Source organism: Bacillus sp. 22483 (assembly GCF_052044605.1).
Classification (GTDB): domain Bacteria; phylum Bacillota; class Bacilli; order Bacillales; family Bacillaceae; genus Bacillus; species Bacillus altitudinis.
Genome location: NZ_JBQENU010000013.1, coordinates 1 through 14,081, shown reverse-complemented (window position 1 = coordinate 14,081; position 14,081 = coordinate 1). Strand labels below are relative to the sequence as shown.

Genomic DNA, 14,081 nt, shown 5'->3' with positions numbered 1-14,081 from the left:
TGTCCCCCTTTTAGGTCGTTTTGTCTGTGTGTCATGTGGCATGATCATGTTAATTAATTGATGATATGTTTTTGGTTAACTGTTGGTTAACTTTAGAAAAATCATAATATTAAAAACGCTTTCAGTCAATGATCAGTTTGTTGATTTAAAAAAACCTGATGCCAGGTGCATCAGGCTAAGACCGTTTATTTTAGTTATTTAGAAGAAATTGCGTATTGACTCGGCTCTGTATAAGCCGGGAGCATCTCCCCGTGTGCTTCAATTAATTCATTACATAGTTTGATGGTGTCATCAATTGATAATTCAGCACTTGTATGCGGGTCTAATAATGCCGCTTGGTAAATGTGTTCTTTTTTGCCGCTGATTGCAGCTTCAATCGTCATGAGCTGTGAGCTGATATTGGTCCGGTTGAGTCCTGCCAATTGTTCAGGTATCTCTCCGATATAACATGGCATGATACCGCTCCGGTCGGCGACACACGGTACTTCTACACAGGCTTTTTCAGGAAGATTGTGAATGAGTCCACCTGTGTTCAGTACATTTCCACCAAATTTAAAGGGAACGTTCGTTTCAATCGCTTCAATGATACGTGAACCATATTCTTTAGAGCGCGTATGTGTGATCTGTGTGTTTCCCACAAGGTCATGCTTCATCGTATTCCAATTGTTGATTTGTTCCTCGCAGCGTCTTGGATATTCATCGAGCGGAATGTTAAACTGTCCAATCAGTTCTGGATAACGAGATTTGATAAAATACGGATGATATTCTGCATTGTGCTCTGAGGATTCGGTGACATAGTAGCCGAATTTATCCATTAGTTCAAAACGAACCATATCTGGATGCCGTGTTTTTTGTTTTTCTTTTGCTCTTGCTTTGATTTCTGGATACAAGTCTTGACCGTCCCGTTTCACTTCTAATAACCATGCCATGTGATTAATGCCGGCAATTTTTTCTTCAATGCCTTCATGGTCCATTTCAAGTGATTGAAATAAATCTTTCGTACACACCTGTACGCTATGGCAAAGACCAACCGTTTGAACCCGAGTATAACGCAGCATAGCGCCAGTCAGTGTGGCCATTGGATTCGTGTAATTTAATAATAAGGCGTGTGGACATACTTCTTCCATATCCTTTGCGAAGTCCAGCATCACGGGAATGGTTCGAAGTGAACGGAAAATACCGCCGATGCCAACCGTATCCGCAATCGTTTGTCTTAATCCATATTTTTTTGGAATCTCAAAATCAATAACAGTGCTTGGCTGATAGCCTCCCACCTGGATGGCATTGATGACATATTTCGCATTCTTTAAGGCTTCTTTCCGGTTGTGATACGACTGAATTGTCACATGTGCACCGTAGTTCTCTTTTAAGTGACGCAGCATTGTTTCTGATTCTTTCAGCCGGTTATGGTCGATATCATATAACGCAAATTCAAAGCCGGCAAGTGCGGGAACGAACAGACAATCTCCTAATATATTTTTAGCAAACACGGTACTTCCTGCACCGATAAATGTAATTTTAGACATAGACGACACTCCTTTTTACATCAAGGTTGGATTACCCTTTAACAGAGCCTTGAGACAGCCCTGCGATAAAGTATTTTTGCAAAAGTAAAAACATCGTGACCATTGGCAGCATCGCAATAAGAGCAGCGGCGCCAACTAGCTGGAGCTGGTGTTGATTTTGACCAAAGAAATTGGATAAGGCGACTGTCAGTGTATGCATCTCTTTATCTTGCAAGAAGAAGATGGCAAATTGATAGTCGTTCCAAATATACACACAGGCAATGATTAAAACAGAAGCGGTAATCGGCTTCAGCAGCGGAAAAACGACGGTGAAAAAGACTCTAAGTGTTCCCGCGCCATCAATACGAGCGGCTTCTTCAAGCTCCTTTGGAATCGTCGACCGGATAAAACCGGCATATAGAAAAATCGTCAGTGGCAAAAAAGCAGCAACATTGTTTAAAATAGCGATTTGATAAGTATTCATCATGCCAATTTGTACAACCATTTTGTATAAAGGGACAAGGGCTGTGAGCGGCGGTATGACCATAATGGCAATGAATAAGAGATACACCGATTGATTCAGCTTTGTTCCTCTTCTTGCGAGCGGATAGGCGGCAAGTGATCCAAAGATGATGAGTAGGGCAGCCGAGCTGAACGTAATGATCACTGTATTCAAAAAGGACTGGCCAAGCTGAGCATCTGTCCATGCCATCAGAAAGTTTTCAAAATGAAGCGTTGATGGGAACAACCATTTTGAGCTAAAATCTCCTATACCCTTTAGAGATGTCGTGACTAAAATATAAAATGGAATCAGGTGAAGCAATGTAATCGAAAGGGCGAGTAAGGAGTACCATCTTTTCTTTCGTTTATAGGCGTTATCCATCACACCTCGGTCTCCTTTCGTTTGAAATAAATGAGCGCTGCGACACTAACGACAAGGATGATGACAGCCATGAAGACACCTTGCGTCGCTGCATAGCCTGCATCCTGCCGTTTGAAATACAGATCGTACATAAAAGTCGACATCGATTGCGAGGAATCTCCGGGTCCTCCGCCAGTGAGCGCGACAATGACATCAAATAATTTAAGTCCACCGATCACATTGAGCACAACATTGATGGTGATAGATGGCATTAAAAGCGGTAATGTGATGCGCCAAAATTGCTGAAGACCTGAAGCGCCATCGAGTTGTGCTGCTTCATAATAATCTTTAGGAATGCTTTGGAGTCCTGCTAAATAAATGATCATGGCAATCCCGACGAATTGATACGTATTCACAAACACGATGATCCAAGTGTTTAGCTGCGGATTACCAAGTGCGTTCATTGGATCAAATCCAAAAAGGGTGACAATGTCGTTTAATGCGCCGCCTTGGTACGCAAAGACAAAATACCAGATATAGCCCATAGCAATCGGGCTGATCATGACGGGTAAATAGATCACCGTTCTTGTGATGGCTCTCATCTTTAAACTTTGATTTAATAAGAGTGCATATCCAAGTCCAATCATATTTTGTAAGATGGTGCTCCCGATGCCGTAAAGAAGGGTATTTTTCACAACAAGCCATGTGGTTGGATCTTGCAGTAGTCGTTTGTATTGATCCAGCCCAATCCACTCATACTGTTGTGAAAAACCGTTCCAATTTGTAAAAGAGAGCTGAATCCCGTTAAAAAAGGGATAAATGATAAAGGCACTGACAACGAGAACAGCAGGCAAGTACATCCACCAAAGTGAAGAATTTTGGCTATTTTTCATCTTCTGTTTTGGAAAAGAGGTAAATGTCGCCGCCTGTTTTTCTTTTGTGATGTCACTCATTGGCTTCACTCCTGTTTCAGCATGAGCCTGCTATTGTTTTTTCAGACGCTTATATTCCTCTTCCATTTTCTTCGATAGTTGTTCCGGTGTGATGGAGCCTGCTAATAATTCTTGACCGGTCGTTGCCATGACAGCCCACATGCCGCTCGGTAAGTATTTCCGATCAAAATATGGTTCAATCTTAATATCTTCATATTGCTCGTAAAATGTAGAATAATAGTTTTTGGCTTTGACTTCTTTTAAAGCCGTTTCAGAGGAAGTGCCCTCTGCGATTTTTTTTGCGTTTTCAGGCTTTGCTAAAAAGTCAATGAATTGTTTTGCTTCTTTTAGATGCTTTGAGTCTTTCCATGCCGCAACAGTAAAGCGTTCTCCACCAATCCAGCTTTGCTCATCTCCTTCATGAATAGCTGGTACGGGCATGGTGCCTACTTTGATCGATTGATTGAGTTCAGTCGCCTCAGGTCCTAAAGATCCTCCCACAAAGGTGAAAGCGATTTTGTTTTGTGCCATCAGCTCAGGTGCTTGGGATAGTTTCGCCGTGAGCACATCTTTGTTTAAAAGCTCTTCATCTTTCAGCTCCTTCATAAACTGTGCAAGCGGTGTATAGTGAGACCAATCAAATGATCCATTTTCAAGGTCTTTTCCGTATTGATGTTTTTGATCGGTAATGAGTAAAGGCGTTGCCAGCTCATCAAAGACTTGGGCAATATTTGAATTGTCGCCTCCTGGAATCCAGAGTGGCACCACTTCCCCGTTACTTTTTTCTTTGACAGTCTGTAAAGCACTTTTCAGTTCATCCAGTGTTTTAGGAACTTTCATGCCATATTCTTTTAATAGGTTGGCATTAAAACTAAGTCCGTCTTTTGCTTGGTTCAGCGGATAGGCATAGACTTTGCCATCTTTGTCTTTTAAAATTTGATCGAGTGAAGGATCGAGTTGTTTTACCCAGTCCATCTCCTTTAGATCAGCCACGTATTCGCTATATCGCAGCTTGGCCCATCCGTGTGTATCAAATAGGTCTGGCATATCGTTTGCGCCCATTTTGACGCGTATCATATCTTCATAGCTGTTGCCAGGGAAGTTGGCATCAATTCGGATGTTTTGATGTTCTTTTTCAAAGTCACGGATCACTTCTTCAAATGCCTTTCTCTCCCCGCTGTTACTCATTGTGGAGAATAGGGTCAAGGTCACTTTCCCGTTTGCTTCAGACGCACCGTTATTGCCGCAAGCAGACAAGATCATCGACAAAACTAGAGCTACACACAGCATCAGAATTTTTTTACTCATCGTTTCCTCCTTTTGATCACTGAAAATTCAGACGATTATCGGTAGAATTCATGCAGTTGCGGAAACAAAAGAAGTCCATTATACTGGAATTCTATTCTTTTCAAAGAGATAAGAGAGCAATTGGGTAAACTGCGTTGTTTTCAGCATGATCTGGCCATCATGCTCAGCAGCTTCCTTCCTGCTTTTTTGTCTCTTTTTTGTTTACTGAAATGCTTATTCACCCCCTTTCATGGATTGGGCATGTGCTACCTCTTTGCATGAGCTTTGTTGGCACGACGACTTTTAGGGGAAGCTTTCTTCCTTCTATCCGCTCAAGCAAAAGCTTTAGACCCACTTCCCCCATTTCTTCTGTATATACTTTGACCGTTGTGAGCGGCGGGCTTGAAAAGGAAGCGGCTTCGATATCATTAAACCCCACGATTGAGACATCTTGAGGTACACGACGACCGGCTTCATGTAGCGCACGCATAGCGCCTATTGCCATAGAGTCACTTCCGATAAAAAAGGCTTCTGGAAGATTTCCTTTCTGAATGGCTTTTTGCATAAGCGAGTAGCCTTCTTGCATCGAATATTCGCCTATGTGGATGTCATTCATATGAAGAGTTCCCGCTTCTTGCATTCTTTTGATAAAAGTTGTTTGTCTTTCGTCCTCAATCACAGCATTTCCTTCGAAATAATGCTCCCTCTCTTTCCCGCCAATATAGCCTAGATGTGTATAGCCGAGAGATTGCAGATGACGAATGGCACGATCTGCCGCCCTGACAAAATCCACATGTACACAATCATACAAATCTTCATCCGCATAATGATTGATGAAAACGATATGTTCCATTCGGTTTGTCATCTTTTCAACCGTATCAGGGCTGATTCGTCCAATGACAATCAAACCGTCAATATCCTTTAGTATCGCCCCTTTATCCATGTTTCTTAGGCGAAAGGTATGGAGAGTAGACAGACCTTGTTTGGCATATTCTTTTTCAATTCCTTTTCGAATCGATGAAAAAAAGGGATCATTTAATTCTTCGTCAATGGATTGGGCGACAACGACACCGATGACTGGGGATGCGGGTGGGCTTTTTACTTCTGCTTGGTCGGCTTTTCTTGCTCTGACTGGGGTATAGTTTAATTTCTTGGCTATGTCGAGGATGTTTTGTCTTGTTGCGTGTGAAACGGCAAGCGTTTGATCGCCATTTAACACACGGGATACAGTAGAGACGGATACTTTTGCATCATGAGCAATATCTTTGAGTGTAGTCATAGGCAAACTCCTCATCATTTTTGACTAAATGTTTACTAAAGATATTTGAAGAATAACACATAAATAAAGCGCTTTCAATTATAAATTTGTGCTTTTATGAAGTTTTTGAGTATGTTTTGATAAGGAGATAGTTTGTTTAGTAAAATTGCGTAAAAAAGAGGATGGTTTCATCCTCAGGCTGTCGAGAAAATCTCGACAGCTTTATTTTTTCCCTTAAATTTTCCACTATCCCATTTTATAATAGAGAAAAGCATACTAAAGGAAGGTGTTTTTCTCATGTTCCACACTAGAAATTCTTCTCAGCACGAAGCCGAATTTGTTTTGCTAGATCAATTGGTCGAAGAGGATCACCTACTTCGTAAAATTGATCAGTACATTGATTTTTCATTTATCATAGACAAAGTAAAACCATATTATAGTGAGAATAAAGGTCGTCCCTCACTTGATCCACTTATTTTGTTTAAAATGATGTTTATCGGATACCTGTACGGTATCCGTTCTGAAAGACAACTTGAAAAAGAAATTTACTATAACATGGCGTATAGATGGTTTTTAGGTTTAAACATCAATGACCCCGTTCCCCATCACTCGACCATTAGCTGGAATCGTCGTACTCGATTTAAGGATACAACCATTTTTCAAGACATTTTCGATGAAATTGTTCTTCAAGCCATCAATCACGATATGGTTGGAGGGCGCGTTCTTTTTACTGACTCCACTCATCTTAAAGCCAATGCCAATAAACATAAATATACAAGAAAAACGATTGAACAAGATACCCAGAACTATATAAATGAATTAGAAGAAGCGATCCAAGAAGATCGGGTGGCACACGGAAAAAAGCCCTTAAAGGTAAAAGAGGAGGTGAAAACGGAAAAAGACATTCGTCAAAGTACGACTGATCCTGAAAGTGGCTATCTTTATCGTGAAAACAAACCAGAAGGCTTTTTCTACCTAGACCATCGTACAACGGATATGAAGTACAATATCATCACAGATGCTCATGTCACGCCTGGCAATGTCCATGATTCCGTTCCGTATCTTGAACGATTGGATCACCAAATCGCACGATTTGGTTTTCAAGTAGACGCAGTTGCCCTTGATTCTGGTTATTTGACCAGCCCAATCTGTAAAGGTTTATCTGATCGCCATATTTTTGGTGTCATCGCACATAGACGTTTTCATCCAACAAGAGGATTATTCGAGAAGTGGAAATTCCAGTATGATTCTGAACACGATCAATACATATGCCCGAATGGTGAAAAGCTTTTATATACCACGACTGATCGAAAAGGTTATAGGTTCTACAAATCAGATCCTAAAAAATGCATATCGTGTCCTTTCCTTGAAAACTGCACAAGATCTAAAAATCATCAAAAGGTCATCTCAAGACATGTGTGGGAGGAACATAAAGAAAAGATCAGGCAAAATCGTCTGTCTGCCGCTGGAAAAGAGCTATATAAAAAAAGAAAAGAAAAAATAGAGCGAAGCTTTGCAGATTCAAAACAACTGCATGGGCTTCGCTACTGCCGGTTGAGGGGAAAACAAAATGTGAGTGAGCAAGTGCTTCTCACAGCTGCCTGCCAGAACATGAAGAAGATTGCCACACACCTAGCAAAGCTAGGCTAGGTGTGTGGGAGGTCTTTTTCATGTTTTTCCTTCAATCTCATCTATCATAATGATGGTGAAAATAAAAAAGATTGTAGAAAAACATGAGTTTCTCTACAATCTGAGGATGGTTTCATCCTCCTTTTTACTAAGGTGATTTCATTGTGGCTGTTTCTTTTGCGAACAATTGCTTCATTATTTCCCATGCTTTATCTAATTCTTCATGAAGGCCAAATAAACCTGAGGTGCCGATGATGTAAATTTCATTTCCTGCCTCAGCAAGCAGCCGGAACGTACTTTCATTACAAGAGCCGTCTACCTCAATTGAAAATGAGTATCCCCCCTTCTCTTTGATTTCTTTCACCTCTTTCATTTTCGGAAGCATTTCTTTGATAAAAGGCTGACCCGCAAACCCTGGATCAATTGTCATGATCGTCACCCGGTCTATTAAATGAATAAAAGCATCTAATGCTGCAACTGGTGTGGCGGGATTGAGAACAAAGCCGACCTCACACTTTCTTTCGTGGATATGCCGAATGATTCGAAAAACGTCTCTTTGCACCACTTCTGGATGTAAACAAATCATCGTTGCGCCTGCATCAATACATGCATCAATTAAAAATTCCTGAGGCTGTTCGGCCATTAGATGAACATCAATCGGAACGTCTGTCAGTTTCCGAAGTTGTTCAATGAAAAAGGGTGATAAGGTCATATTTTTTACATAATGACCATCCATGACGTCGACATGATAACGGTCTGCCCTTGTGTTCAGAAGCTGAATTTGTTCACGGAAGTGCGTTAAATCCATGCACATCAGTGAAGGTGAGAAAATGGCTGTCATCCCCCAATGCCTCCTTTTTAAAGATGAAATAAAAATTTTATCAATCCAATCAAGATTCCGATGATACCGAAGTCTGTATCTCCAAATGTTGTCCCTTCAAAGCCAAGAGTGCCTAACACAGGAAGTAAACAAGCTGGTAAAAATGAAAGGAGTATTCCATTCACAAAGGAACCGGCGACTGCACCTCTCACTCCCCCCGTTGCATTGCCATATACGCCCGCTGTCGCACCGCAGAAAAAGTGCGGCACAAGTCCAGGAACAATGACAGTTAAACCAAACAAAGGAAGAAGGAAAATAGACACGATGCCTCCTGCAAAACTGCATAAAAAACCGATGATCACCGCATTTGGAGCAAATGGGAAAACAGTTGGCGCATCAAGTGCCGGCTTTGCCCCTTTGACGAAACGATCGGCAATCCCTTTGAAAGCCGGCACAATTTCCCCGATTGCCATCCGTACACCTGCTAAAATAATGTACACCCCAGCAGCAAAGGTAATGGCCTGAATGAGAATGAAGACAGCAAAGTTCGTACCACCACTAATGTTTTCTATGAATGAAATTCCCGCAAACGGTGCAATCGCAAAGAAAAGCAAAGCCATCGTAATGGAGATGGCCACGGATGTATCTCTTAGAAAACCGAGTGATTTAGGCACTTGAATGGTTTCCGTTGATTTCTCTGGGCGCCCGACCCATTTGCCGATCATTCCCGCTGTAAAATAGCCGAACGTACTAAAATGACCGAGTGCCAGATCATCACTTCCAGTGACTTTCCTTGTAAACGGCTGAAGGATTGCGGGAGCAATGACCATCGCTGCACCTAATACGATTGAACCAGTGGTGATCAGCAGCGTTCCTTGCATGCCGGCTGTTGACAGAACGACTGCAAGCATAGCCGCCATATATAGCGTATGATGCCCAGTTAAAAAGACGTATTTAAAGGGTGTGAATTTTGCCAAAAGCAAATTGACCACCATACCAAAAATCATAATGAGCGCTGTCTGTGTACCGAATTCCTTTTGGGCAATGGCCGCCATGGCATCTGTATTTGGGACAACCCCTTGAATGTGAAAGGCTGCTTCAAACATCTTCCTGAAAACCCCAAGTGAATCAGATACGACTGTGGCGCCCGCTCCTAATATTAAAAAACCCATTGTTGTTTTTAAGGTGCCTGATACAGTATCGGCAGCTGACTTTTTCTGCAAAAGTAAACCAGCTAGTGCAAACAAACCGATGAGAATTGCGGGTGTGCCCAATATATCGTTCATGATCAGTTCTATCATGATGTGAATCCCCCTTTTTCTGTCGATTATATGTGTTTACGAAGGACGTCTTTAATGGCTTCCTGGTCTAACAAGTTATTTAATCCAGCGACCTTTCTTGTGCCGTCATCCAGCTGATCGATAATATCTGTTGCGCCAATATAGAGGTCTGCTTGTTCATTTTTGCTTGTACTGAGATCGGTGTGATCCACTTCCGCTAAAAGTCCTAATTCTTCTAATGCTTTTTTGACATTCATTTCAACAATAAAACTGCTTCCTAAACCGTTTCCGCATACAACTAGAATTTTTTTCATCCTCTTTTTCCTCCTTTATACTTGTGAAAATCGATTGATTAGTTGTTGAATGGCTGCTAATTCCTCTGCTTCAATCAATTGTCTCACCCGTTTTTCTTCACTTAACAGCATCGTCAGCTGTTTGAGTGCTTTCAGGTGGGTCATACTGTCAATGGCAGCTAATACAATGATGAGCCGAACTTGCTTTTTTCCATCCTCTGAAAAGAAAACGGGCTGATGACATGACATAAGTGACATGCTTAATTTGTTCACGCCATCCTCTGGTCTGGCATGCGGAATCGCCACTTGTGGCGCAATCACAATATAAGGGCCATTTTGATGAACAGACTGGATCATCGCTTTCACATAACTTTCCTGAATCGCTTGTTGATCAAGCAAAGGCTGCGCTGCTTTTGTAATGGCCTCCTGCCATGTGTCTGCTGTTTGCTGGAGCTGAATGGTTTCTTCTGTTAATAAATCGTTTAACACTGGTTTCCACCCTTTCTGATGTGATACATATGTGGAATGAAGCAGCTCCTTCAAGTCATGAAGCAATGCTTTTTCATTTTGAACGATGGTATGCTGCTGAATGATATTGAATAAAGCATTCACATGGTGCTCATCAAGCTTAGGTTCTGAGCCTTCTCCATATTGAAGCAATGTTTTTTTCTCATAAGCAGTGAGAATAGGGTGAACGAGATGAACAGGTTTTCCTTTAAACGAAATAGGTGTCGTTGATACAACAAAGTCGGCATCAATGGTTGTTAATTCTTCATATGAACGTTTTGATAACAGTCCGCGTATGTCGGTGTAGCCGATTAATTCAAGAAGCTGCGTTTTCAGCATGTGACTGGTGCCAATTCCTTCTCCGCAGACAATGTAAACAGAACGTTTCGCAATCGACGAAATCCCTTCTCTTCTCATCCAGCCGCCAAAATGCATCGCCACATAGGCAATTTCATGATCGCTCATCTTTGAACAGGTCGCCTTCTCTAAATGGCAAGCAACCTTTTTCGTGATGTCAAACACCTCTGGCTGTGCATGTTTCATGGAATCTGTTAATTCATTGATGATATCAATGTGATAGATGAGCCTATAATAGGCCGGAATTAAATGCATGGTTAAGTTTTGTTCCAAGACTTCTACTTCCTGGAAGGAAATACACGCATAACGCTGAAAGTCAATGATCATTTGTCTCGCAATGGTTCGAATGAGATGTTCTTCTGGTTTTTGACTTGTTGGAAGTTTTTGTTTTTTGGCACTGAGCCATAGCGTACTAAGAAAATAGATTTCATCATCATGAACCAAAAGACTGGTTTCTTTTTGAATTTGCGCCATGAAACGAATAGCAGCCAAGCATTCATCTGTTTCCTGCAGTGTCCGTTTTTCTTCTGTTGAAATGTGTACAGCACGTCCTAGCTTCATCCGTTTAAAGTAGAAAAAGAGATCCATAGACAGCTGATCCAGCATGTCATCTGCAAACTCAAGCTTCAGATCTTGTTCGGACTGTTGAAGGAGAGCATGTATTCTCTTATATGAGATAGGACCCTTTAACCAAACCGATGGAAATGTTTTTTCATTTTTTATCATGTTGCGAATGAAATGAATATAAGGTTTCAGTGCCAACCGAATTGTTCTTTCTTCTCCTGAAATTAAATAGCCACTGGCCGCCTGATAATGAAGTGTAAGCTGCTGTTTTGAAAGTGCTTCTTTTAGTTGTTTCATATCTTCAAGCAGTGTATTGCGGCTTACCTTCGTCATCTCCATAAAATCATCAATTTTTAGATGCTTCTCACTGCATGCAATGGATAGGAGCAAGATGGCACGTCTTTCTTTTACACATGGTTCATAGTCATGACCGACAAGAACGGTGTCAGCTTTTTCGATAATGACTTCTTTCTCGTGTGGATTTAAATAGTAGCCTCGTTGATCTTTTCGCTGGACGCCACTAAGCTGATGGGTTTCCAGCCAACTATTCATTCGTTTGATTTCAGCGTAGACCGTTCGAGTAGAGACATTCAGTCGATTCTGTAAATCTTCAATTGATAGATAAGTGGTCGTGTGAAGCAGCATCGATAATAAAGTCGTGCCCCTCTTGGTTAAGTGCAGTTGTAATTCCTCCCTTCTTCCCTTTGGTTATAAGTCTAATCAACTCACATGCGCCAAAGAAGTCCAAATGTCTTCAGTAAATGCTGTGCAGGTTTTGGGTGCTGTTTTTTCGTCAAAAAAGCACACCCGTATGAGTGTGCTTTTAAACTTATATCCAAAGAGTTCTTTGTCTTCTTTTATTATGAAAGGAATGAGGTCATGAATGTCCTGGTAAATCTTTTTGAATGCTATATTTTAATATTTCTCAATGCCTTTCGCGTTCTTGATTCACCCATATATACTGCATAAAACGGACATTCATCACAGGGCCAATATCCTTTGTTTCGGTTTTATTCGGTTTGATGCGCAACAAACCCAAAAACCTTAAAAGGCATAAAGACAATCAAGATTCATTTTGTTACTTCATTTTCACTGCTTCTTTCATTTCCTCTATTACTTTATCAAACCACTGTAGAGGATTTAATGAGATCGCCGGAAAGTAGATTTCTGCATTATTTTCGATAAAGCTTTCTTTTTCCTGGATTGTTAAAGGACTATTCGAAAAATCCTGACAATCCTTTATAGTGGACAGCAGACATTCTTTGCTAGCATCATGGATAAACTCATCTAACGCTTCCTCTGGTGACACGATATCCTGATGAAATGTCCCTCCTAAAAAATCTTCTAACTTTTTTAAATAACTAGAGCTCTCATTCATTGAATCACCTATCATAATTAAAATTATCAGTTTAAATAGTCGAGTTTAAAAACCTTCATCTCATAGAAAACAATGTAGTGGTGTTTGCTAACCTAATTAATGTCAAATGAGAGCTTTCAGGTTGTGGCTCTGCTCTTTGATCCATTAATCTTGCTTACAATTACATTGCGCAGTTTCCAATATGAAGTTCAAAGTGTTTTTCTTCTGAAAATATTTGAGCAATTTTACCTGTTATTTTATCTGCTACAATGATGCTATGATTCTCTGAAAATAGCCAAATTTCTTCAATTGCCTTATCGAAATCTAAAGCTTTTACATTTGCCCAAACAGGAAAAGGGTCATTTTCAATTAAAATAAACCATTCTTTTTTCTCTTTGAGAAAATCTAATGAATTTTTTAACCAAGTCATAATCGAGTCTTTGTCTGTATTTGTTAATATTTCGGAAGGTGTTGAATCTATTTGACGAAATTGTTTTAATACTGTTTCACATAATTTTAGCCATTGAGAAGCATCATCTTCAAAATCAATTACCTCAATATATGCTAATTGTTGTATTCTCTTTTTAGCATTCATCAAAGCAATTTTTTTCTGTATTTTTTCATTTTTATATACCATTTTTTTCATTCCTCGTTATTCATTATAATAGATATGGTGATCACCATTTGGTCCATATATATTTGAATATCTTTCTTTTTTAAAATCATAATTAAATGGATCGGCACCCTCTTTTGGTTTCCCTGCATGAGTGTGTAATTTTCCATCATTAGTATGTTGTACTATAACTCTTTTTCCTTTTGGGGCATCAAATTCATAGTACCGACCATGGTGAGTATGGTTAGAACTGTACTCATAATTACGATGTTCTTGCCCTTTCTTAAAAACATTATCTCCTACTTGCCATTGACGAGTAGGTTGTTGAGATCTAGGTATCCCCCCTAAATCCTTAGCGTGTCGCAAAGCCCTTTTTCGATTAAATCCTTCTGGACTTTGAGAACTTAACCCTATCTTCGCATGAAACCCTTTTGCCCCAAACGGCAAAAGCATCCCCAGAGCCGCATTCATACTCGCTTCCTGCTGTTCTTTCGAGATCTTATTCCCAAACATATCTCTACCAGTAATCGCTTCGCTGAAGCCGTTGGTGGCGGTGAGGCCATATAAGCCTTTTTGAGATATTTTTAAGGCATCAAAGGACTTTTGGGACGTCTTGTAGATGTCGACTGCCCTAACTGCGGCAGACGTGGCTTGAGTCGTTTTATAGACGGCTTTACCGCCTTTGAAAATGCGTCCTGCCCAGCCGACGATTGGGATATATCCTGCTGCTGCCATGCCGCCTGCGGCGACTCGCTGTCCTGCGGTGAGTTCTTCACCTGTGATCGGATCGACACCTGTTGCGGCACGTTTTGCATCG

13 protein-coding genes are annotated in these 14,081 nt (G+C 40.8%); 1 reads left to right on the top strand and 12 read right to left on the bottom strand.

The genetic code is table 11. The features are described from left to right. Positions 1-194: 194 nt before the first annotated feature. The 5 genes from ACTJJQ_RS16200 to ACTJJQ_RS16180 all read right to left on the bottom strand — a co-directional run bounded on the left by ACTJJQ_RS16200 (position 195) and on the right by ACTJJQ_RS16180 (position 5,865). Complete coding sequence (locus ACTJJQ_RS16200) at positions 195-1,526, bottom strand: alpha-glucosidase/alpha-galactosidase (protein ID WP_007499268.1); 1,332 nt, start codon at positions 1,524-1,526, stop codon at positions 195-197. Between the two features lie 31 nt (positions 1,527-1,557). After that, complete coding sequence (locus ACTJJQ_RS16195; protein ID WP_440600395.1) at positions 1,558-2,388, bottom strand: carbohydrate ABC transporter permease; 831 nt, start codon at positions 2,386-2,388, stop codon at positions 1,558-1,560. After that, complete coding sequence (locus ACTJJQ_RS16190) at positions 2,388-3,320, bottom strand: carbohydrate ABC transporter permease (RefSeq protein WP_407968818.1); 933 nt, start codon at positions 3,318-3,320, stop codon at positions 2,388-2,390. Before ACTJJQ_RS16190 ends, ACTJJQ_RS16195 begins: the two co-directional genes overlap by 1 nt. A 30-nt stretch (positions 3,321-3,350) precedes the next feature. Next, entirely contained in the window at positions 3,351-4,607 is a 1,257-nt protein-coding gene (locus tag ACTJJQ_RS16185) for an ABC transporter substrate-binding protein (RefSeq protein WP_281201423.1), read from the bottom strand. Positions 4,608-4,824: 217 nt separating this feature from the next. After that, on the bottom strand, positions 4,825-5,865 hold the full coding sequence (locus ACTJJQ_RS16180; protein ID WP_342462598.1) for a LacI family DNA-binding transcriptional regulator: 1,041 nt from the start codon (positions 5,863-5,865) through the stop codon (positions 4,825-4,827). Between the two features lie 276 nt (positions 5,866-6,141). Between ACTJJQ_RS16180 and ACTJJQ_RS16175 the strand changes: the two genes are divergently transcribed. Then, positions 6,142-7,494 carry an IS1182 family transposase gene (locus ACTJJQ_RS16175; protein ID WP_249670023.1) on the top strand — a complete coding sequence of 451 codons (1,353 nt, stop codon included), beginning with the start codon at positions 6,142-6,144 and terminating at the stop codon, positions 7,492-7,494. A 127-nt stretch (positions 7,495-7,621) separates the two neighbouring features. Here ACTJJQ_RS16175 and alsE read toward each other — a convergent pair whose 3' ends face one another. The 7 genes from alsE to ACTJJQ_RS16140 all read right to left on the bottom strand — a co-directional run. Further along, positions 7,622-8,314 (bottom strand): D-allulose 6-phosphate 3-epimerase, encoded by a 693-nt coding sequence (alsE, locus tag ACTJJQ_RS16170; RefSeq protein WP_039167812.1) that lies wholly within the window; start codon positions 8,312-8,314, stop codon positions 7,622-7,624. A gap of 17 nt (positions 8,315-8,331) precedes the next feature. Further along, entirely contained in the window at positions 8,332-9,594 is a 1,263-nt protein-coding gene (locus tag ACTJJQ_RS16165) for a PTS ascorbate transporter subunit IIC (protein ID WP_046527326.1), read from the bottom strand. 26 nt (positions 9,595-9,620) lie between these two features. After that, positions 9,621-9,887: a PTS sugar transporter subunit IIB gene (locus tag ACTJJQ_RS16160; protein ID WP_017359544.1), complete on the bottom strand. Its 267-nt coding sequence runs from the start codon at positions 9,885-9,887 to the stop codon at positions 9,621-9,623. 15 nt (positions 9,888-9,902) lie between these two features. Next, entirely contained in the window at positions 9,903-11,975 is a 2,073-nt protein-coding gene (locus ACTJJQ_RS16155) for a BglG family transcription antiterminator (RefSeq protein ID WP_440600415.1), read from the bottom strand. A 397-nt stretch (positions 11,976-12,372) separates the two neighbouring features. Further along, positions 12,373-12,672: a contact-dependent growth inhibition system immunity protein gene (locus ACTJJQ_RS16150; protein WP_396467039.1), complete on the bottom strand. Its 300-nt coding sequence runs from the start codon at positions 12,670-12,672 to the stop codon at positions 12,373-12,375. A gap of 160 nt (positions 12,673-12,832) precedes the next feature. Further along, the gene (locus tag ACTJJQ_RS16145) at positions 12,833-13,297 is read right to left on the bottom strand and encodes a hypothetical protein (protein WP_440600394.1); all 465 of its coding nucleotides are present in this window, start codon (positions 13,295-13,297) and stop codon (positions 12,833-12,835) included. Between the two features lie 6 nt (positions 13,298-13,303). Further along, positions 13,304-14,081, bottom strand: a 778-nt coding sequence (locus ACTJJQ_RS16140; protein WP_440600393.1) for a pre-toxin TG domain-containing protein, incomplete at its 5' end; no start/stop codon positions are given.